General features: G+C 71.8%; 19 protein-coding genes. 13 read left to right on the forward strand and 6 right to left on the reverse strand.

The annotated features are described in order from the left end of the window. The first annotated feature begins 225 nt into the window (after positions 1–225). From ACO07H_RS01980 to ACO07H_RS02040, 13 genes are all read left to right on the forward strand, one after another. Positions 226–2097: an ATP-binding protein gene (locus ACO07H_RS01980; protein ID WP_422010572.1), complete on the forward strand. Its 1872-nt coding sequence runs from the start codon at positions 226–228 to the stop codon at positions 2095–2097. After that, positions 2094–2792 carry a response regulator gene (locus tag ACO07H_RS01985; RefSeq protein WP_422010574.1) on the forward strand — a complete coding sequence of 233 codons (699 nt, stop codon included), beginning with the start codon at positions 2094–2096 and terminating at the stop codon, positions 2790–2792. Before ACO07H_RS01980 ends, ACO07H_RS01985 begins: the two co-directional genes overlap by 4 nt. 415 nt (positions 2793–3207) lie before the next feature. Next, positions 3208–3906 carry a response regulator gene (locus ACO07H_RS01990; RefSeq protein WP_422010576.1) on the forward strand — a complete coding sequence of 233 codons (699 nt, stop codon included), beginning with the start codon at positions 3208–3210 and terminating at the stop codon, positions 3904–3906. Between the two features lie 386 nt (positions 3907–4292). Beyond that, a complete protein-coding gene (locus ACO07H_RS01995) occupies positions 4293–5510 on the forward strand; it encodes a methyl-accepting chemotaxis protein (RefSeq protein ID WP_422010578.1) in 1218 nt (405 codons plus the stop codon). 8 nt (positions 5511–5518) lie between these two features. After that, positions 5519–5887: a response regulator gene (locus ACO07H_RS02000; protein WP_422010580.1), complete on the forward strand. Its 369-nt coding sequence runs from the start codon at positions 5519–5521 to the stop codon at positions 5885–5887. Next, positions 5884–6183 carry an STAS domain-containing protein gene (locus ACO07H_RS02005; RefSeq protein ID WP_422010582.1) on the forward strand — a complete coding sequence of 100 codons (300 nt, stop codon included), beginning with the start codon at positions 5884–5886 and terminating at the stop codon, positions 6181–6183. The genes ACO07H_RS02000 and ACO07H_RS02005 overlap by 4 nt, the downstream gene beginning before the upstream one ends. Further along, entirely contained in the window at positions 6180–8324 is a 2145-nt protein-coding gene (locus ACO07H_RS02010) for a chemotaxis protein CheW (protein WP_422010584.1), read from the forward strand. The genes ACO07H_RS02005 and ACO07H_RS02010 overlap by 4 nt, the downstream gene beginning before the upstream one ends. A gap of 30 nt (positions 8325–8354) precedes the next feature. Continuing rightward, on the forward strand, positions 8355–10028 hold the full coding sequence (locus tag ACO07H_RS02015; RefSeq protein ID WP_422010586.1) for a methyl-accepting chemotaxis protein: 1674 nt from the start codon (positions 8355–8357) through the stop codon (positions 10026–10028). 9 nt (positions 10029–10037) lie between these two features. After that, positions 10038–10553, forward strand: coding sequence for a chemotaxis protein CheW (locus ACO07H_RS02020; RefSeq protein WP_422010588.1), 516 nt, complete (start codon positions 10038–10040; stop codon positions 10551–10553). Between the two features lie 15 nt (positions 10554–10568). Next, positions 10569–11381, forward strand: coding sequence for a CheR family methyltransferase (locus ACO07H_RS02025; RefSeq protein WP_422011643.1), 813 nt, complete (start codon positions 10569–10571; stop codon positions 11379–11381). Then, positions 11378–11917 (forward strand): chemotaxis protein CheD, encoded by a 540-nt coding sequence (locus ACO07H_RS02030; protein WP_422010590.1) that lies wholly within the window; start codon positions 11378–11380, stop codon positions 11915–11917. Before ACO07H_RS02025 ends, ACO07H_RS02030 begins: the two co-directional genes overlap by 4 nt. Beyond that, positions 11914–13188 carry an EAL domain-containing response regulator gene (locus ACO07H_RS02035; RefSeq protein ID WP_422010592.1) on the forward strand — a complete coding sequence of 425 codons (1275 nt, stop codon included), beginning with the start codon at positions 11914–11916 and terminating at the stop codon, positions 13186–13188. Before ACO07H_RS02030 ends, ACO07H_RS02035 begins: the two co-directional genes overlap by 4 nt. Continuing rightward, a complete protein-coding gene (locus tag ACO07H_RS02040; RefSeq protein WP_422010594.1) occupies positions 13185–14258 on the forward strand; it encodes a protein-glutamate methylesterase/protein-glutamine glutaminase in 1074 nt (357 codons plus the stop codon). The genes ACO07H_RS02035 and ACO07H_RS02040 overlap by 4 nt, the downstream gene beginning before the upstream one ends. A 9-nt stretch (positions 14259–14267) precedes the next feature. Here the strand turns inward: ACO07H_RS02040 and ACO07H_RS02045 are convergent, their stop codons facing one another. The 6 genes from ACO07H_RS02045 to ACO07H_RS02070 all read right to left on the reverse strand — a co-directional run bounded on the left by ACO07H_RS02045 (position 14268) and on the right by ACO07H_RS02070 (position 19769). After that, positions 14268–14906 carry a BON domain-containing protein gene (locus ACO07H_RS02045; protein WP_422010596.1) on the reverse strand — a complete coding sequence of 213 codons (639 nt, stop codon included), beginning with the start codon at positions 14904–14906 and terminating at the stop codon, positions 14268–14270. A 114-nt stretch (positions 14907–15020) separates the two neighbouring features. Beyond that, a complete protein-coding gene (locus ACO07H_RS02050) occupies positions 15021–16448 on the reverse strand; it encodes a phospholipase D-like domain-containing protein (RefSeq protein WP_422010598.1) in 1428 nt (475 codons plus the stop codon). Between the two features lie 51 nt (positions 16449–16499). Beyond that, positions 16500–17636 carry an acyltransferase family protein gene (locus tag ACO07H_RS02055; RefSeq protein ID WP_422010600.1) on the reverse strand — a complete coding sequence of 379 codons (1137 nt, stop codon included), beginning with the start codon at positions 17634–17636 and terminating at the stop codon, positions 16500–16502. Between the two features lie 60 nt (positions 17637–17696). After that, the gene (locus ACO07H_RS02060) at positions 17697–18389 is read right to left on the reverse strand and encodes a LytR/AlgR family response regulator transcription factor (RefSeq protein WP_422010602.1); all 693 of its coding nucleotides are present in this window, start codon (positions 18387–18389) and stop codon (positions 17697–17699) included. Beyond that, a complete protein-coding gene (locus ACO07H_RS02065; RefSeq protein WP_422010604.1) occupies positions 18377–19444 on the reverse strand; it encodes a sensor histidine kinase in 1068 nt (355 codons plus the stop codon). The genes ACO07H_RS02060 and ACO07H_RS02065 overlap by 13 nt, the downstream gene beginning before the upstream one ends. Before the next feature lie 70 nt (positions 19445–19514). Next, entirely contained in the window at positions 19515–19769 is a 255-nt protein-coding gene (locus tag ACO07H_RS02070) for a hypothetical protein (RefSeq protein ID WP_422010606.1), read from the reverse strand. Positions 19770–19833: the final 64 nt, after the last annotated feature.

A 19833-nucleotide genomic window follows, 5' to 3' on the forward strand; every position in this document is an offset into this window, starting at 1 on the left:
CGACGACAGGGATCAAAAAACAACGGGACGCCCCGCCAGGAGCGCACTGAAGTATGGACGCTGGCACTGACCTGGAGATCGCGCCCGGAACGAAGTGCGTCTGCCGTTAGAGTTCGCGCCGCTACACGCCAACGCGCTCGCGAGGATCACAACATCGGGAGCGATTCCCCCATCCACTTGCCTTCGCGCTTCATGTCCACTCACCGCCAAGTCATTGCCTGCGTCTTGCCCGGACAGCAAGCCGTGGACCTGGCCGAACGGGCGCTGGCGAAGGCGCAGGCGCTGGACGCGAAATGCACGTTGCTGGTGTTGAGCCGAGGCACCGCAGACGCCCAGGCCCATGCCGAGGTGCTGGCAGCGGCACGCAAGAGCGGCGCAGAAGCGCACTGCATGCCGCTCGCACAGGCCACGCCCACCACCATGCTCGACGCACTGCGGCCCTGGCTGAGCGCGGCGCAACGGCCCGTGCTGATGCTGCAGCGGCAGCCGGACGGCCTCTTCGGCGCCGGCACGCCGTCCGCGCGGCTCGCCGCTCGCTGCGCGGACAGCCTTCCCCATGTGCGCGTCCAGCTCGTGCCCGCGGCCCCCCGCCACCGGCACCTGCGCTGGCCGAATGCGCTGCGCGCCGACTGGCTGGACGCCTGGTGGCCCACGCTGCAGATCCTGCTGGCCTGCACGCTGGCCGGCGAGCTGATGAAGGGCTATTTCGAGCCTGCCAACACCCTCATGATCTACATGGCCGGCACGACCCTGGTGGGCTTTCGCGCCGGCATGCGCCAGGCCGTCGCCTTCGTGCTGGGCAGCGTGGTGCTGTACGACCTGATCTTCCTGCCGCCCTACTGGACCCTCATCAAGCTGGGGCCGCAGTACTACTTCACCTTCGGCGTGATGCTGGCCGTGGGCTGCCTGATCAGCCGGCTGGCCTCCAACGTCCGCATGCAGACGCTGGAGCTGGAGGCCCGCGCGCGGCGCGCGCAGGCGCGCAACGACCTGTCCTACGACCTGGTGCGCGCCTCGACCGTGGAGCACGTGCAGGCCGCGCTGCGGTCTGCCGTCGATGGCAGCCTGGAGGGGGCGGCCGAGCTGCTGCTGCCCGGGCCCGATGGCCGGCTGCAGGCGGTCGACGCGCCACAGCCGCAGTTCGCCGACCGAGACACCGCCGCGCGCGTGCTGGCCACGGGGCAGCACATCACGGTCGGCTCCTGCCCCGTGCTGCTGCACCTGGCGTTGCCGGGCAGCGGCCCGCCGCTGGGCGTGCTGGTGGTCAAGCTGGACGCGCCGCTGTGCGAGGAGGCGCGGGACGCCGAGCTGCTGCGCGCGTTCGCCGACAAGGTGGCCGTCGTGCTGCAGCGCCTGCGGCTGGAAGCGCTGAGTGCCCGCTCCGCGCTGGAAGCCGAGAGCGAGCGCGTGCGCAACACGCTGCTGGCCGCGATCTCGCATGACTTCCGCAGCCCGATGACGACCATCGTCGGCTCCGTCAGCAGCCTGCTGGAGCAGCACGATGCGCTCCCGCCGACGCTGCGCGAGCGGCTGTTGCGCGGCGTGCTCAGCGAGGCGCGCCGCGTGCATTCGCTGATGAGCAACCTGCTGGACCTGACGCGCATCGAGGGCGGCGCCGTGCGGCTGAACCCGGAATGGTGCCCGGTGGACGAGCTTTTCGCCGCTTCGCTGGCCGCCCAGGGGGCTACGCTCGGCGAGCACCGGGTGAGCACCACATGCGACCCGGACGCGCTGCTGTGGTGCGACCCGCGACTGATGGAACAACTGCTCAACAACGTGCTGGAGAACGCCGCCCGACATGCGCCCGCGGGATCGCAGATCCGCGTCCGCTTCGAAGCCGGGGAGGCCGCGGCCCGGGTGGTCGTGCAGGACGACGGACCGGGTTTCCCGCCCGGCCGGGAGCAGGACATGATGAAGAAGTTCATGCGCGGCTCGCGGCAGGCCGGCCACGGCACCGGGCTGGGCCTGGCCATCTGCGCGGCCATTGCCAGGCTGCACGCCGGCGAGCTGGAGCTGAGCAACCAGGGCGGCGCCCAGGTCGCGCTGTGGCTGCCCCAGCCGGCCTGCGCACCCGTCACCGACGACAGCACGCTTTGAGCCGCGAGCCCTGCACGGCCCTGGTGGTCGAGGACGACCCGCAGATCCGGCACATGCTGGTCAGCGCACTGACTGCGGGCGGCTACCAGGTCCACGAGGCGGACTGCGCGGCCCAGGGCGAGACGCTGGCGGGCAATCGCCGCATCGACGTGTTCCTCATCGACCTCGGCCTGCCCGATGGCGACGGGCTGGAGCTGATCCGGCGCCTGCGCGGCTGGACCCAGCGGCCCATCCTCGTGCTGTCCGGACGCACGCAGGAAAGCGAGAAGGTCGACGCGCTGGATGGCGGCGCCGACGACTACCTGATCAAGCCCTTCGGCGTGGCCGAGCTGCACGCCCGGCTGCGGGTGGCGCTGCGGCATGCCGCGCAGACCTCGCATGCCGGCCGGACCTCGCTGCGCCTGGGCCCCGTCGCCATCGACCTGGACGGCAAGACCGTGACTCGCAGCGGCGAGCTCGTGCGCCTGACCGGCACGCAGTGGCGGCTGCTTGCCCTGCTGGCCAAGCACGCCAACCGTGTCGTGACGACACGCCAGCTGCTGCACGAGGTCTGGGGGCCCAACCAGTCGGACCATGCCCATTACTTGCGCGTGTATGTCCACCAGCTGCGGCGCAAGCTGGAACCTGACGCCAACCCGCCGACACGGCTGTTAACTGAAACTGGCGTCGGATACCGTCTAGTTGTAGACGACTAGAGTTTTTACGCTCACTTTACGCAACTGGCGCTATGGTGTGATATTGCCGTTCGCCGGGCCCCTGAGAGGGTTCGCGTACCGCGGGCGACCTGCCGGGCAGGCGGCATGAGCCGCCATGTCCGTGCTGATTGACGAGGAACAAGCAAGACCGGGACCCGGTCTGGCAGCCTCTCGAGCGGCGGTTGGGTGCCCGGTATGGGACGGCCCCCTCCGGCGCGGCGTGTGCGCCGGCTTCGTTCGCTTGTCATCTCCGCCGTCGGCGGACATGGCATGTCGCTTCGGCTTTCAGCATTGCGCAAATTCACAGAAAACGGGACGTCATGGCGGGAGACAAGCCTCAGACGCCGGCCCTGCGCCGGCTGGCACGCCCACGTCATCTGGCCGGCCACGCCATGCCCGCCTTGAGGGCGTGGCCATGACGTCTGGCTATCGGCATACCGTGCTGGTCATCGAGGACGAGCAGCGCATCCGTGAGCTGCTCGTCACGACGCTGGCCGCCGAGGGCTTCGCGGTGCACGAGGCCGGCTCCGCGGGCGAAGGCCTGGCCATCGCCATGACACGGCGCATCGACCTCTACCTGGTCGACCTCGGCCTGCCCGACCTGGACGGCCAGCAACTGATCCGCCGCCTGCGCGCGGCCACGCAGCGCCCCATCCTCGTGCTGTCCGCACGCGCCAGCGAGAACGACAAGGTCTCGGCGCTGGACATGGGCGCCGACGACTACCTCGTCAAGCCCTTCAGCGTGCCGGAGCTGCACGCGCGGCTGCGGGTCGCCCTGCGCCGCGCGGCACGCACCGACACCGGGCGGCAGCACCTGCAGATCGGCGAGGTGCGGGTGGACCTGGAAAGCATGACGGTGATGCGAGGCGACGTGCCGGTCCGGCTGACCGCGACGCAATGGCGGCTGCTGACGGTGCTGGCCAGGTCGGCCAACCGCGTCGTCACCTCGCAAGCGCTGCTGCGCGAGGTCTGGGGCCCCGGCCAGCTCGAGCACGGCCACTACCTGCGCATCTACATGCGCCAGCTGCGCCAGAAGCTGGAGGCCGATGCGACCCAGCCGCGCTACCTGCTGACCGAGCCCGGCCTGGGCTACCGGCTCGTCGTCGACCCCTGACGCGCCTGCCGCGGGCGCCACGGCGCACCGCACCGCCCGGCCGCGGCTGTCAGCGGAACCACACAGTTTGCGTTCATCCGGCGCGCTGCACGCTGCAGAACGTGAACCACGTCGCGCACGGGGCGCCTCGTGCAGGCGGTGGCCTGCAATTTTGATACGGCGTTAACGCCCCCCTGGATAGCCTGATTGGCATGTGCTCATCCATGGCAAGCCCGTACTTTCCCGCCCGCCAAAGCGACGCCGCGCGATGCGCGGCCCGCGTGAGGCCTGCGCGGTCCGTGCCGGCCCCCTGGCACGCATGACCCCCTGCTCCTCGCGCACCGGCACGGCACCCGTGCCGGCGCCGCGAGCTGCCCGATGAACCGCCTGACTGCCCACCGGTCCCGATGACGACACCGACCTCTCTCAGCGCCGCCCTGCGGCGCGCGGCACCCGCCGAGCGGCACGCGGCGCTCGGCCTGCTGGCCGGCACCGCGCTGGCCACCGCGGCGGTCTGCGCCGTGCCGGCGCTGCCCCGGCCCGCCACCTTCGCGCTGGCCGCCGTGCTGCTGGCCGGCGGCCTGTGGCTGCTGCGGGCCTGGCTGGTCGCCCTGCGCGAGCGGCAGGCCGAGATCAAGCGCTACGTCGACAGCCACCGCGAGTTCAGCGCGACGCTCGCACCCGTCTGGTCGCGCCAGATCGCGATGTCGCGCAGCCAGATGGAGGCGGCCATCACCGAGCTCAGCCTGCGCTTCGGCGGCATCGTCGACAAGCTCGGGCAGACGCTGTCGATCAGCGAGTCCAGCCTGCGGCCCGCGGCCGGCGGCGGCAGTGGCGGCACCCTCCCGGCCGTGTTCGCGCAATGCGAGCAGCGGCTCGTCCGCCTCGTCGAGGCCATCGAGGACGCCATGCAGGGCAAGGCGGCGCTCGCGGCGCAGATCGGTGAGCTGACCACGCTGGCCGCCGAGCTGCAGGGCATGGCCGCCCAGGTCGCGCAGATCGCCGCGCAGACCAACCTGCTGGCCATCAACGCCGCCATCGAGGCAGCGCACGCCGGCGACTCGGGCCGCGGCTTCGCCGTGCTGGCGCAGGAGGTGCGCAAGCTGTCGGCGCTGTCGGGCGACACCGGCGCGCGCATCGCGGCGACCGTGTCCCGCGTCACCGAAGGCATCGCCGCGACGCAATCCGCCTCCGAGGCGTCGCGTCACGACGACCAGGCGGCGACCCAGCAGTCGCGCACCGCCATCGCCGCCGTGCTCGACGAGCTGCGCGGCCTGACCGACGCCATGGCGGCATCCACCCGCCAGCTGCAGCAGGAGAGCACGGGCATCCATGGCGAGGTGTCCGAGGCGCTGGTGCAGCTGCAGTTCCAGGACCGCGTCAACCAGATCCTGACGCACGTGCAGCAGAGCATCGAGCAGCTGCCCGGGCAGATGGCCGCCACGAGCGACGACTACGAGACGCATGGCCAGCTGGCACCGGTCAGCGCCACCGCGATGGTCGACGAACTCGAGCGCAGCTACGCGATGGCCGAAGAGCGCCACCCCTCCCCGGCGCCCGCGGGCGCCGTCGGCGGCAAGGCGCAGGCGGACCGTCCGTCCGAGAGCGAAATCACCTTCTTCTGAGGAACGACATGGCCAAGACCATCCTTGTCGTCGATGACTCCGCATCCCTGCGGCAGGTCGTCGGCATTGCCCTGCGGGGCGCCGGGTACGACGTCATCGAGGCCTGCGACGGGCAGGACGCGCTGAACAAGCTCACGGGCCAGAAGGTCCACCTGATGATCAGCGACGTGAACATGCCGAACATGGACGGCATCAGCTTCGTCAAGGCCGTCAAGCAGCGCCCCGCCTACCGCTTCACGCCCGTCGTCATGCTGACGACGGAGTCGCAGGAGTCCAAGAAGGCCGAAGGCCAGGCGGCCGGTGCCAAGGCCTGGGTCGTCAAGCCCTTCCGGCCCGAGCAGATGCTGGTCGTCGTGCAGAAGCTGGTGCTGCCATGAGCGGCACGCCGCCGCTGAGCATCGTCGGCGAGCTGACGATCTACCGGGCCCTGGAACTCAAGCCGCTGATCGTGGACGAGGTCCGGCAGCGCGCCGCGCCCTGCATCGACCTGTCCGCGGTCGAAGAGATCGACACCGCCGGCCTGCAGCTGCTGCTGCTGGCGCAGCGCGAGGCGCAGGCCCGCGGCGTGGCGCTGCGGCTGCTGAGCCCGAGCGCGGCCGTGCGCGATGCGCTCGAACTGCTGTGGCTCAGCCCGCGCCTGGAGGCCGAGCCTCAACCCGGAGCCCCGTCATGAACATCGAGCAGGCATTGCAGACCTTCATCGCCGAGAGCCATGAGCTGCTCGACGACATGGAAGCCGCCCTGCTGTCCGTCGGCCACGCCAGCCCGGACGAACGCAGCGAGTCGGTCAACGCGATCTTCCGCGCCGCCCACACCATCAAGGGCTCGGCCGGCCTGTTCGGCCTGGACCACGTGGTGGCCTTCACCCACGTCGCGGAGAGCGCTCTCGATGAAATCCGCGCCGACCGGCTCGCCCTGGACGAGGCGCTGATCGCGCTGCTGCTGAGCTGCGCCGACCACATGCGGGCGCTGGTGGACGCGATCGCGTCCGGCCGCACCGACCCGCAGCCCGGGCTGCAGGACGAGGGCGAGCCGCTGCTGCAGGCGCTGCGCACGCGGCTGGGCCTGGAGGCCGCACAGGCCGGCGCCGTGGCACTGCCGGGCGCCGCGGTGCCGGCCGGGCCGGGCTGCTGGCACCTGTCCGTGCGCTTCGGGCCCAGCGTGCTGCGCAACGGCATGGACCCGATGTCCTTCATCCGCTACCTCGGCACGCTGGGCCGCATCGTGCGCCTCATCACGCTGCCGGACCGGCTGCCCGCCGCCGCGGAGATGGACCCCGAGTGCTGCTACCTGGGCTTCGAGATCGCGCTGGAAACGTCGGTCGACAAGGCGGCCATCGAGAACGTCTTCGAGTTCGTGCTGGACGACTGCGAGCTGCGCATCCTGCCGCCCGCGTCGCGCATCGACGAGTACGTGAACCTGATCCGCGCGCTGCCGGAGGAGCCGTTCCGGCTCGGCGAGATCCTGGCGGGCTGCGGCAGCGTGACCCATCACGAGATCCGCCAGGCGCTGCAGGCCCAGGACCGCAGCCGCGCCACTGATGTGGCGCCGCGCCGGCTGGGCGACCTGCTGGTGGAGCAGGGCGGCATCCAGCCGGCGGTCGTCGAGGCCGCGCTGAACCAGCAGCGCAAGGCGCGCGACGTGCCGGCGCGCGACCGGCAGTCCGTCCGCGTCGACGCCGACAAGCTCGACGGCCTCATCGACCTCATCGGCGAACTCATCATCGCCCAGGCCAGTGCCAGCCTGGCATCGCGGCGCACGGCCGATGCCGAGCTGCACGAGGCCCATTCCACGCTGGGTGCGCTCGTGCAGGCCGTGCGCGACAGCGCGCTGCAGCTGCGCATGGTCAAGATCGGCGCCACCTTCGCGCGCTTCCAGCGCGTCGTGCACGACGTGTCGCGCGAGATCGGCAAGCAGATCGACCTCGTCATCAGCGGCGAGGACACCGAGCTGGACAAGACCGTCGTGGAGCGCATCGGCGACCCGCTCACGCACCTGGTGCGCAACGCGATGGACCATGGCATCGAGGTGGCCGAGGTGCGCGCCGCGCGCGGCAAGCCGGCACTCGGCAGCATCCGCCTGAACGCGTACCACGATGCCGGCAGCGTGGTCATCGAGGTGGCAGACGACGGCGGCGGCCTGGACCGCGAGCGCATCCTCGCCAAGGCCGTCGAACGCGGCCTGGTCGAGCCCGGGCGCACGCTGTCGGACAGCGAGGTCTTCGGCCTGATCTTCGAGCCCGGCTTCTCCACCGCCGAGCAGATCACCAACCTGTCGGGCCGCGGCGTCGGCATGGATGTCGTCAAGCGCAACATCGCCGAGCTGCGCGGCGACGTGTCCGTGGCGAGCCGGCCCGGCGCGGGCACCACCGTCACCGTGCGCCTGCCGCTGACGCTGGCCATCATCGACGGCTTCCAGGTCGAGGTCGGCCGCACCGTCTTCGTCGTGCCGCTGGAGGCCGTCGAGGAGTGCATCGAGTACCGCGGCGCCGGTGCCGACTGGATCGAACTGCGCGGCCAGGTGCTGCCGCTGATCCAGCTGCGCCAGCTGTTCGAGATCGACGGCCCCGCCGCGGCGCGGCAGAACATCGTCGTGCTGCGCCAGGGCCGCGACCGGCTGGGCCTGGTCGTCGACACGCTGCTCGGCGAGGCCCAGACCGTCATCAAGCCGCTGTCCCGCGTCTTCTCCCAGGCCAAGGGCATCAGCGGTTCCAGCATCCGCGGCAACGGGGACGTCGTCCTCATCCTCGACGTCCCGGCCCTGGTCCAGCAGGCCTGCCGGCGTCCCATCCCCACCGATTCCGTCGTCGCCTGAGGCGGCACCCACATCTCCCAGGAGCTACACATGTTCTCTAACCTCAAGATCGGCGTGCGTCTGATCGCAGGCTTCCTGCTGGTGGCCTCCATCAGCATCGTCGTCGGCATGATCGGGCTGCGCAACGCGGGCCAGATCAACGACCTCGCGACCAACATGTACGAACGCGAGCTGATCGGGCTGTCGACGATCAAGGAAGCCAACATCGAGCTGATCTACATCGGCCGTGCCCGCGCCAACTACCTGCTGTCGACGTCGCAGGACGAACGCGCCCGCCACCTGGCCGCGATCCAGAAGTCCAGCGCCGCGGTCAAGGACTACATGGCCAAGGCCCGGCCGCTGTTCGTCAGCGACCGCGCCAAGGAGATCTTCGCGAGCTTCGACCGCCAGTGGGAAAACTACCTGGCCGAGATGCAGCGCGTGCTGACGCTGGCGGCGGCGCAGAAGCTGCAGGAGCGCGACGAGGCCCTCAGCCAGGGCCTGGCCAGCGTGCGCGAGAAGGCCAATGCGATGGACGACATGCTGTCGGAGCTGACCAAACAGAAGGAAGAGCGCGCCAGCAAGGCCAACGACGAGAGCGACCGGCTCTACGCCGAGAGCCGCCAGCTGCTGATCCTCATCCTCATCGGCGGCGTGGTGCTGGGCGCCGCGCTGGGCTGGTTCATCAGCCGCAGCGTCAGCCGGCCCATCGGCCGGGCCGTCGAAGTGGCCAACCGGCTCGCCGAGGGCGACATGACGGTCGTCATCGAGAGCACCTCGCGCGACGAGGTCGGCCAGCTGCTGAACGCGATGCAGCACATGACGCAGCGCCTGACCCAGGTGGTGGCCGAAGTGAACGCCGGCGCCGAAGCGCTGGCCGGCGCCTCCGAGGAGGTCAGCGCCACGGCGCAGTCGCTGGCCCAGGCGGCCAGCGAGCAGGCCGCAGGCGTGGAGGAGACCAGCGCGTCGCTGGAGCAGATGACCGCGTCGATCGCGCAGAACACCGAGAACGCCAAGGTCACCGACGGCATGGCGTCGCAGGCGTCCAGCCAGGCCAACGAAGGGGGCGAGGCGGTCAAGTCGACCGTCGCCGCGATGAAGCAGATCGCCAGCAAGATCAACATCATCGACGACATCGCCTACCAGACCAACCTGCTGGCGCTGAACGCGGCCATCGAGGCCGCCCGTGCCGGCGAGCATGGCAAGGGCTTCGCGGTCGTGGCGGCCGAGGTGCGCAAGCTCGCGGAGCGCAGCCAGGTCGCGGCGCAGGAGATCGGCGAGGTGGCCTCCAGCAGCGTGGAGCTGGCCGAGCGCGCCGGCCGCCTGCTCGACGAGATGGTGCCCAGCATCCGCAAGACCTCGGACCTGGTGCAGGAGATCACGGCCGCCAGCGAGGAGCAGTCCTCGGGCGTCGGCCAGATCAACGCGGCCGTGAGCCAGTTGAGCCAGACCACGCAGCAGAACGCCAGCAGCTCCGAGGAGCTGGCCGCGACGGCCGAGGAGATGAGTTCTCAGGCCGAGCAGCTGCAGCAGGCCATGAGCTTCTTCAAGCTGGGCATGTCGCAGGGCGGCAAGGCCCCGGCACGTGCCAGCCATGGCGCGGCCCGCGCCGCCGGCAGGCCCGCCGCGCCGCGCCGCGCCAAGCTCACCCGCAATGCGGCCTTGGCCACGACGGCCGACGACGACGACCTGGGCATCGACGAGTCCCAGTTCGCGCGCTTCTGAGGAGGTGCCATGAGCCTGTCCCTCAGCGCGCCCGCCGGGCTGCCGTCCCAGTACCTGACGTTCAACCTGGCCGGCGAGACGTTCGCGATCGGCATCCTGTCGATCAAGGAGATCATCCAGTTCCGCGGCCTGACGGAGGTGCCGATGATGCCGCGCAGCGTGCGCGGCGTGATCAACCTGCGCGGCGCGGTGGTGCCCGTCGTCGACCTGGCGATGCGCTTCGGCAAGCCGGCCAGCCTGGCCGGGCGGCGCAGCTGCATCGTCATCGTCGAAGTGGCGGACGGCTCGGACAGCCCGGTGCTGGGCGTCATGGTGGACGCCGTCAGCGAGGTCGTCGACATCCCGCCCGAAGACATCGAGGACGCCCCCAGCTTCGGGGCCTCGATCCGGCGCGAGTTCATCGCCGGCATCGGCAAGCTGCGCGGCAAGTTCGTCGTGCTGCTGGAGGTGTCGCGTGCGCTGTCGCTGGATGAACTGTCAGCGCTGGCCCACCCCGCCCAGGAAGCGCTGCAGGATGCCGCCTGAGCACGGCCCGCCATGATGGTGACGATTTCCGACGCCGAGTTCACGCGATTCCGCGACTTCATCTACGAGACCGCCGGCATCACGCTGTCGGCCTCCAAGAAGGCCCTCGTCAGCGGGCGCCTGTCCAAGCGCCTGGCTGCCCACGGCTGCGAGAGCTTCGCGGCCTACCTGGACCTGATCCTGGGCGGCAAGGTGCCCGGCGAGATGCAGGTCGCCGTGGACCTGCTGACCACCAACGAAACCTACTTCTTCCGCGAGCCCAAGCACTTCGAGCTGCTGCGCAAGTTCGCCGCGCAGGCCGCCGAGGCGCGCCGGCCGCTGCGCGTGTGGAGCGCGGCCTGCTCCAGCGGCGAAGAGGTCTACAGCATCGCCATGGTGCTGGACGACGTCATCGGCGCGCAGGGCTGGGAGGTCATGGGGTCGGACATCAGCACCCGCGTGCTCAAGCGCGCGCGCACCGGCCACTACCCGCTGGAGCGCACCCGGCATGTGCCGGCGGACTACCTGCGCCGCTACTGCCTGCGCGGCTTCGGCGACCACGACGGCTCGCTGCTGATCCAGCGGCCGTTGCGCGACCGCGTGCAGTTCTGCCACCTGAACCTGATGGAGTCGCTGCCCAAGGCCGGCAGCTACGACCTGATCTTCCTGCGCAACGTGATGATCTATTTCAACGGCGACACCAAGCGCCAGGTGGTGTCGCGGGTGCTCAGCGTGCTCAAGCCCGGCGGGCACCTGCTGATCGGCCATTCGGAGAACCTCAACGGCATCAACGACGAGGTCGTGGCCGTGGCGCCCTCGGTCTACCGCAAGCCCGGGGGCCGGCCGTGAAACGCCGCCTCGTCCACCTGGCGCCGGGCGAGCATTTCGTCGGCGACGCGCGCCACCGTGTGCGCACGCTGCTCGGGTCCTGCGTCTCGATCACGCTGTGGCATCCGGCTTCGCGGGTGGGCGCGATGTCGCATTTCCTGCTGGCCGACCGGCCCGACCCCGCGCCGGGCCGCCGCCGGCCGTCGCTGGATGCGCGCTACGGCACCGAGGCGCTGATGCTGATGCTGCAGGACCTGGAGCGCCTGGGCATCACGCCGCGCGACTGCGAGGCCAAGGTCTTCGGCGGCGCGCACATGTTCCCGGACTGGGCGCGCCAGATGCCGCACCAGGTCGGCCAGCGCAACGGCCACGCGGCGCTGATGCTGCTGGGCGAACTCGGCATCGAGCTGGTGTCCAGCTGCCTGTACGGCTACGGGCACCGGGTCATCGTCTTCGACATCGCATCCGGCGACGTCTGGGCCCGCCAGACCGAACTCGATGCCACGCGGGCAAGCCGGGGGACGACAACCCGGCCCGCACCACTGGAGGAAGCATGAAAGGGAGTCTGCGAGGCCGCGTCAACGCGGTGCTGATCGTCGAGGACAGCGGGGTGCAGCGCGCCCACCTGGCCGCCCTGCTGGACGTGCTGGGCGTGGCCTGCGTGCACCAGGCATCCAACGGTGCCGAGGCGCTGGCGCTGCTGGACACGCTGCATGAGATGCCCGACGCCATGGTCATCGACCTGCACATGCCGGTCATGGACGGCGTGGAGCTGATCCAGCACTTGCAGGCGCGCGCGCTGAAGATCCCGGTCGTCGTCGCATCCACACGCGAGTCCACCCTGGTCACCGCGGTGCTGGAGATGGCGCGCGCGCACGGCCTGCCGGTGTCGCGCGCGGCGCGCAAGCCGCTGACGCTGGAGGTGCTCAGCACCGCGCTGGCCGGCTGCCTGCAGGCGCCCGCCCCCCGCGGCGCGCCGGGCCGGCACCCGCTCGCCAGCGTGGCGCCGTCGCGGCTGGCGCTGGCCATCGAGCGCGGCGCCATCCAGCCCCACTTCCAGCCCAAGATCGACGTGCGCAGCGGCCTGATCCGCGGCGTCGAGGCGCTGGCCCGCTGGACCGACGACATCGACGGCCCGGTGGCACCGGACCGCTTCATCCCGGTGGCGGAGGCCGAGGGCCTGATCCACGCGCTGACGCTGTCCATCCTCAGGCAGGCCACGGCCCGCGTGGCGCAGTGGCAGGCCCGCGGGCTGACGCTGTCGGTCGCGGTCAACCTGTCGCCCAAGCTGCTCGACTCCAGCAGCCTCGTCGGCGAGATCGGCGCCCTCATGCGCGAGGCCGGGCTGCGCCCCGAGCAGCTGGTGCTGGAGGTCACCGAGAGCGCGCTGATCAGCTGCGAAGGCCTGTCCCTGGGCACGCTCGCGCGGCTGCGCATGGCGGGCTACGGCCTGTCCATCGACGACTACGGCACCGGCTTCTCGTCCATGCAGCAGCTCGCGCGCGCGCCCTTCAGCGAGCTGAAGATCGACCGCAGCTTCGTGAACGGCGCGCATGCCAACCCGCAACTGCGCGTCATGCTGCAGTCGTCCATCGAGATGGCCTCCCGGCTGGGGCTGACCACCGTGGCCGAAGGCGTCGAGACGCTGGAGGACTGGGCCTGGCTGCACCGCTACGGCTGCGACATCTGCCAGGGCTGGCTGATCGGCCGCGCGCTCCCCGGCGATGACCTGCCGGCCTGGCTGCGCGACCACCAGACCCGCCTGCCCGTGCTGCGCGCCGCGCAAGCTCCCCGCCCTCCCGAAGGGCCACAACCGACTCCCTCATGAAAACCATTCGAACCCTCGTCGTCGACGACTCGGCCGTCGTGCGCCAGGTCGTGAGCGGCCTGCTCGAGCGCGCGCCGGGCATCGAGGTCATTGCCGCCTGCGCCGACCCGCTGCTCGCGCGCGAGCGCATGCGGCTGAGCTGGCCCGACGTCATCGTGCTGGACGTGGAGATGCCGCGCATGGACGGCATCACCTTCCTGCGCCAGATCATGGAGGAGCGGCCGACGCCCGTCGTCATCTGCTCCACGCTCACCGAGCAAGGCGCGCGCACCACCATCGAGGCGATGGCGGCAGGCGCCGTGGCCATCGTCACCAAGCCCAAGATCGGCCTGAAGGACTTCCTGCTCGAGTCGGGCGATGAACTGGTGGCCGCCGTGCGGGCCGCGGCGCGTGCCAACGTGCGCCACCTGGCCGCCCGCGCGGCCGGGCCGCAGCAGGTGGCGCAGAAGCTCAACGCCGACGCCATCCTGCCCGCCGGCTCGCCGACGGCGATGGTCAAGACCACCGAGCGCATCGTCGCGATCGGCACGTCCACCGGCGGCACGCAGGCGCTCGAACAGGTGCTGACCGGGCTGCCCCGGGTGTGCCCGGGCATCGTCATCGTCCAGCACATGCCGGAGAAGTTCACCGCGGCCTTCGCGGCGCGGCTGGACAGCCTGTCCGAGATCACCGTCAAGGAGGCGGCCAGCGGCGACCGCGTCATGCCCGGCCGTGCGCTGATCGCGCCGGGCGGGCGGCACCTGCTGCTCAAGCGCAGCGGTGCGCAGTACCACGTCGATGTCGTGGACGGGCCCCTCGTCAACCGCCACCGGCCGTCCGTGGACGTGCTCTTCCGCTCGGTGGCCCGCAGCGCCGGCGCGAACGCGCTGGGCATCATCATGACCGGCATGGGCGACGACGGCGCGGCGGGGCTGCTGGAGATGCGCCAGGCCGGCGCGCACACGCTGGCGCAGGACGAGGCCTCCTGCGTCGTCTTCGGCATGCCCAAGGAGGCCGTCAAGCGTGGCGCGGTGATGCGCCAGGTGCCGCTGGGGCAGATCGGCGCCGAGATTTCGGCGCTGCGCCGCTAGCGGCGGACTTCAGCGAACGGCGCCGCCCGCCACGGCACTCGCCACCGGCGCCTGGGCCGATGGCAGGTTGACAGCGGCGCCCTCGTTGACGGCCACCACCTGCCCGGCCTGCGGCAGCGCCAGGCGGTTGTCCACGGCGCGCACGCCCTGGGGCGCGCTGGCCAGCACGCTGGCGCGCTCCTTGGCCGCGGCGTCCGGGGCCGGGCCTTCCAGGCGCACGACGCCATTGGACGTTTCCACGGTGATGCGCGAGGCGCGCAGCGCCGGGTCGACGGCGAGTGCGGCCTTGACCTTCACGCTGATGCCGGCATCGCTGAGGGCCGTGTTGACGCCAGCGACGGCGCCCTGCGAGGCATCGGCCACCACGGTGCCCGACTCGGCCAGCGTCTGGCCGGCCTCGCTGCCCACGGCACGCACGTTCGCCACGGTGTCGTCGAGCTGCGTGCCCACGCTGCGCGGGTCCTGCAGGCTCATGACGGCCACCACGGCGATCACCGCACCCAGGCCGAGCGCCAGCAGCCACGCGCCGACGCTGGAGCGCCTGCGCTCGACGACCACCGTGGTCGTTTCCTCGGCGCGCGGCGGCGCGCCGTAGGCCGGCAGGTATTTGTGCCAGCGGCTGGTGCCGGGGTTGCCTGCAGATCTCATGGCGGTCTCCTGGTCGGCGCAGCAGGTGCTGCGGTGCCGTCAGTCTGGCCGGCCGGCGGGCCGCCGCTCGTCAGCGGCGGCAGGTGCGCGCTGTAGGACAGGTGCCGGCGCGCCTCAGAGCAGCGGCTCCACCAGGCGCGCGAAGCCTTCGAGCATGCGCTGGCCCAGGCCGCGCCTGTCCCACTGCGCGGGGTCGATGCGCTGCGAGGCGGCCACGTCGCGGGCGAACAGCGCCTGCATCTCCTGGCCGAAGTCGTCGCCCAGCACGATGACGTCCATCTCCTGGTTGCCGACGATGCTGCGCCAGTCGAGGTTGCTCGAACCGACGCTGGAGAACACCCCGTCGATCACCGCGGTCTTGGCATGCATGACCGTCTGCGGCATCTCGTGGATCTGCACGCCGGCCTTCAGCATCTGCGCATAGCGCGAGCGCGCGGCATGCAGCACCAGCGCCACGTCGCTCTGCCCCGGCAGCACCAGCGCGACCTGCACGCCGCGCTGCGCCGCGTCGCACAGCGCCTGCACCAGGTCGGGCCCCGGGGCGAAGTAGGCCATCGTCAGCTGCACGCTGCGCTGCGCGGCGTCGATGGCACGCAGCAGCGCGGTGTAGGTCGGGTTGACGCCGTTGTCCGGCTTGCCGGCGACCAGCTTCACGACACGTTGGCCGGGCTCTTTCACACGCGGCGCCGGGTCAGGCGCCAGCTGGCCACTGCAACCCTGCTCCGCCCAGGACTCGCGGAACTGCGTCACCAACGCGGCGACGACCGGGCCGCGCAGCTCCACCTGCGTGTCGCGCCAGCCCTTGTCGGCGGCGGCGTCGCTGGGGGCGGCGCGCTTGCTGCGCCCGCTGCCGAACGACCCCTTGGCGTAGACGTTGCTGAGGTTGATGCCACCGGTGAAGGCCACGTCGCTGTCGGCGGCCAGCATCTTGCGATGGCTGCGTTCCAGCACGCCCCAGTGGCCGGGGCGCTCCAGCGGGTTCAGCGGGTTGAAGGCGCACACGGACACGCCGCCGTCGCGCAGGCGGTCGAAGAACGCGGCGTCGGTGCCGAACGAGCCGATGCTGTCGTACATCAGCGCCACCTGCACGCCCTGTGCCGCCTTGCTCAGCAGCAACTCGCCGACCTCGGCGGCCACGCCTTCGCCCTCGACGATGTAGAACTGCACCAGCAGGCGCTGCTTCGCCGCGCTGATGGCGGCCTTCATCGCCGCGAACGTGGCCGGGCCGTCCACCAGCAGCCGCGCCTGGTTGCCGCGCCACAGCTGCGCCTCGCCATCGGCCGCCAGCACGCCCAGGTGGCGCTGGAACAGCGCGCCGTTGCCCTCGTCGCTCACGCGCGCCAGCGCCTGGGCCTGCGCGGCCGCGCTCACGGGACCATCGCGGCCCTGCATCGTCACCTGTGCCGCCGTCTGGCGCGGCGGCAGCGGCCGCACCTGCGCATCGCGCTCGGGCAGCGAGCTGCACGCCACGCTCGCCAGCATCAGCAGCGCCACCCCTGTCCGCGACAGCCCGGCACGCAGCCGGCCGCGAGATTGATCCATGAAGTCCCCCCGTCGATGCGGCACCCCGGCAAACGACGTGCCCGCATCGCCTCAGCGGCGCTGGATGCCGAGCAGCAGCGCCAGGCCCGGCACGCGCCGCAGGCCGACGTAGGCGATGCCGCAGCTCGCGAAGGTCAGCGCGACCAGCAGCACGGCTTCCAGCCCCCAGGGCAGGGCCAGCGGCTTGAGCGCCTGGGTCAGCAGCACGATGACGCTCTGGTGCAGGATGTAGAAGCAGAACACCGCCGCGCTGGCCTGGCGCAGCCGCGGCGACTCGCGCGGGAAGGCGCGCTGCGCCCAGCCGCAGGCCGCGACGATGGCCCACCCGCTCATGCCGGCCCACAGCACGCGCTGCGCCACCAGTACCGACGTGGGCGGCGGCGTGTCGGCGTAATGCGTGAAGTAGGCGATCAGCAGCGCCCAGCCGGCCAGCGCCGCCGCGAGCGCGGCCCAGCGCAGCTTCAGCGCCGCGGGCCACAGCGCCTCGGCCAGCGGCGTGCGGCTCAGCCAGCCCAGCGCGAACAGCCAGCCGTACTGCAGGTGGTTGTAGAGGTCATGCACGAAGTTGTGCGTGCTCGGGTGATGCGGGAACACGAGGATTCGCGCCAGCACCAGCGGCACCGCCGGCAACAGCAGCCACGCCCACACCGGCAGGTGCACGGCGCGCGGCTTGAAGCGCAGCGCGGCCGACAGCAGCACGCCCAGCGCCGCGTACAGCCACAGGTAGGGCAGGAACCACAGGTGGTTCCATGTGGGTACCGTCATGCAGTCGTTGCCGCGGCAGTACTTGCCGCCGTGCAGGTAGGCCTGCCAGAAGTCCAGGTAGCCGCCGTCGCCCGGCAACTGCGCCGGCACCTTGGTCAGCACCTCGAAGTAGGCCTGCGGCGTGACGATGACCGCCATGCCGAACAGCAGCGGCAGCAGCAGGCGCAGCGAGCGGTCCTTCAGCGCGCCGAGCGCGCCGCGCTTGGCGGCCAGCCCCTGGCAGGCCGCGCCGGCGATGAGGAACAGCAGCCCCAGCCGCCACGGCGCGGTGAGCAGCATGAAGGGCTCCAGCGCGCTGCTGGCCGCCGGGCTCTTCACGTGCCAGTCCCAGGTCACGTAGTACATGCCCACGTGGTACGGGATCAGCAGCGCGAAGGCGGCGACGCGCAGGCCGTCGAGGAAAGGCAGGCGTTGTGCGGTCATGGCCACCAGCGTCGCGGGCCGCGGCCCGGCGCGCGAGCACGGCGGGGCGAACCGCGTGGCTCAGGGGGCCAGTTGATCGAGCGTGCCGCGGTAGCCGCGCGACACGCGCAGCTTCTCGCCGCCGGTCAGCGTCAGCAGCGCCTCGCCACTGCCCAGGCGCTCGATGCGCACGACGTGCGCCGGGTTGACCGCATGGCTGCGGTGCACGCGCAGGAAGCGCGCCGCCCAGCCGGGGCGCGCGAGCGCGTCGGCCAGCGTGGCGCGCTCCAGCAGGCTGCGCGCCGGCAGGTGGAGCTCAACGTAGTTGTCCGCGGCGCCGATCCATTGCACGTCGGCCAGCGCCACGCGCTCGCCCTCCACCCAGTGCAGGCCCACCGGCGCGGCCGGCCGCGCGAGCTGCTCGCGCACGCGCCCGAGCGCGGCGGCCAGGCGCTCGGCCGTGTAGGGCTTGAGGAGGTAGTCCAGCGCGGCCAGTTCGAAGGCCTGCAGCGCATGCTCGGCATGGGCGGTGGAGAACACCACGCAGCGCACGCCCACCTCGCGCAGCGCGGCGGCCAGCTGCACGCCGCTGCCGCCGGGCATCTCGATGTCCAGCAGCGCCAGGTCCGGCGGCGCCGCCAGCGTGGCCACCAGCGCCAGCGCCGCGGGCGCGTCGGGCGCTTCCAGCAGTTCGGCCACGTCGGCCTCGGCGGCCAGCAGGCGGCGCAGCTTGGCGCGCGCGGCGGGTTCGTCGTCGACGATCAGCACGCGCATGGCAGCTCCACGCGCAGCGTCATGCCGCCCCCGTCCGGCCCGAAGGCCAGCGTCGCTGCGTCGCCGTAGCGGCCTTGCAGCCGCTCGCGCAGGTTGCGCAGGCCCAGGCCACCGTCGGGATCGGGCGCGGCCTCGGGCACGGCCGTGTCACCGTGGTTGCTGACGACGAGCCGCAGCCGATCACCGACCCGCTCGGCACGCACGCTCACCGTCACACGGCCGCGGTGCCGCGCGACATCGTGCTTGACGGCGTTCTCCACCGGGGCCAGCAGCAGCAGCGCCGGCAGCCGGCATTCACGCGCCGCGGCGTCGGCGTCGATCTGCACGACCAGGCGCTCGGGCCCGAAGCGGGCCTGCATCAGTTCGAGGAAGGGCTGCACCAGCGCCAGCTCCTCGTGCACCGTGTGCTCAACGCGCTGCTGGGCGGCCAGCGTCTGGCGCAGCAGGTCGGCCAGCCGGCACAGCAGCCGGTCGGCGCGCGCCACGTCCTCGTACATGACCGAGCTGATCAGGTTCAGCGTGTTGAACAGGAAGTGCGGCTGCACCTGGTCGGCCAGCCGCGCCAGGCGGGCCTCGGCCAGTTCGCGGCGGGCGCGGTCCAGCTCCTGTGCGCCCTGCGCGGCGGCGCGCGCCATCCAGATGCCGCGCGAGATCAGGCAGAAGCTGATGTAGGTCACCGCGTCCTTGCCGCCCTCGAACACCAGCAGCGTGGGCAGGTCGTCGGGCCGGTAGCCGACACCGACGAGGCCGTACACGAGCAGGCGCAGGCCGAACATGCCGCCGATGTGGGCGAGGCTGAAGGCCGGCAGGGCCAGCGCGTGCGCGGCGAGCTGGCGCGGCCAGGGCCGGCCACGCAGCGCACCGACGAGGGCGTGCAGGCCCAGCGCCAGCACGCCGATGACGGCCACGGAGCTGAACTCCCACAGGAACGGCTCCCACGGCCGCGTGCCGCCGCCCAGGCGGTAGGCCTCCAGGGACGACGCGCTCAGCAGCAGGGCGACGACGGCCAGCAGCGCCAGGTAGGGCAGGCGCCAGCGGCGCAGCAGGATGGACATGCCGCGAGGTTAGCCCGCCCGCCGCGCGCGGCGGACGCGGCTCGCCCCGCGCGCCGTGCCGTTGGCCCCGTCAGCGGCCGGCGCGCGGCTTGGCGTCGCCGGCGCCGTGCTCGCCGCCCTTCACCAGGGCGCCGCGGCGGTCCGCGTCCAGGCCCGGGGTGGCCCGCAGGTCGGTGTCGACCTGGCCTTGCTGCAAGTCCTTCGCGGCGCGGCGCACCTGCGCATCCGGCTTGGGGTTGGTGTCGGCGGTCTGCGGGTCGCGTTCGTGCGGCAACGCCGGCCCCTGGGGCACGGCGGCACCGCGTGGCGTGGTGTGCTGGGTCATGGCGGTCGTCCTGGGGTGGCTAGACCCCGACTGTGCGCAACGGCCCGAGCGCGCGGCATCGTCC

The sequence above is a fragment of the Roseateles sp. genome (genome assembly GCF_965229315.1).
Classification (GTDB): domain Bacteria; phylum Pseudomonadota; class Gammaproteobacteria; order Burkholderiales; family Burkholderiaceae_C; genus Pelomonas.

Bases quoted from the DNA above. Each gene is read 5' to 3' on its own strand.
- ACO07H_RS02070 (WP_422010606.1), bottom strand. From the start codon at position 19,769: ATGACCCAGCACACCACGCCACGCGGTGCCGCCGTGCCCCAGGGGCCG.
- ACO07H_RS02055 (WP_422010600.1), bottom strand. From the start codon at position 17,636: ATGACCGCACAACGCCTGCCTTTCCTCGACGGCCTGCGCGTCGCCGCC.
- ACO07H_RS02040 (WP_422010594.1), top strand. From the start codon at position 13,185: ATGAAAACCATTCGAACCCTCGTCGTCGACGACTCGGCCGTCGTGCGC.
- ACO07H_RS02050 (WP_422010598.1), bottom strand. From the start codon at position 16,448: ATGGATCAATCTCGCGGCCGGCTGCGTGCCGGGCTGTCGCGGACAGGG.
- ACO07H_RS02065 (WP_422010604.1), bottom strand. From the start codon at position 19,444: ATGTCCATCCTGCTGCGCCGCTGGCGCCTGCCCTACCTGGCGCTGCTG.
- ACO07H_RS02045 (WP_422010596.1), bottom strand. From the start codon at position 14,906: ATGAGATCTGCAGGCAACCCCGGCACCAGCCGCTGGCACAAATACCTG.
- ACO07H_RS02015 (WP_422010586.1), top strand. From the start codon at position 8,355: ATGTTCTCTAACCTCAAGATCGGCGTGCGTCTGATCGCAGGCTTCCTG.
- ACO07H_RS02010 (WP_422010584.1), top strand. From the start codon at position 6,180: ATGAACATCGAGCAGGCATTGCAGACCTTCATCGCCGAGAGCCATGAG.
- ACO07H_RS02000 (WP_422010580.1), top strand. From the start codon at position 5,519: ATGGCCAAGACCATCCTTGTCGTCGATGACTCCGCATCCCTGCGGCAG.
- ACO07H_RS02035 (WP_422010592.1), top strand. From the start codon at position 11,914: ATGAAAGGGAGTCTGCGAGGCCGCGTCAACGCGGTGCTGATCGTCGAG.
- ACO07H_RS02005 (WP_422010582.1), top strand. From the start codon at position 5,884: ATGAGCGGCACGCCGCCGCTGAGCATCGTCGGCGAGCTGACGATCTAC.
- ACO07H_RS01990 (WP_422010576.1), top strand. From the start codon at position 3,208: ATGACGTCTGGCTATCGGCATACCGTGCTGGTCATCGAGGACGAGCAG.
- ACO07H_RS01995 (WP_422010578.1), top strand. From the start codon at position 4,293: ATGACGACACCGACCTCTCTCAGCGCCGCCCTGCGGCGCGCGGCACCC.
- ACO07H_RS02025 (WP_422011643.1), top strand. From the start codon at position 10,569: ATGGTGACGATTTCCGACGCCGAGTTCACGCGATTCCGCGACTTCATC.
- ACO07H_RS02060 (WP_422010602.1), bottom strand. From the start codon at position 18,389: ATGCGCGTGCTGATCGTCGACGACGAACCCGCCGCGCGCGCCAAGCTG.
- ACO07H_RS02020 (WP_422010588.1), top strand. From the start codon at position 10,038: ATGAGCCTGTCCCTCAGCGCGCCCGCCGGGCTGCCGTCCCAGTACCTG.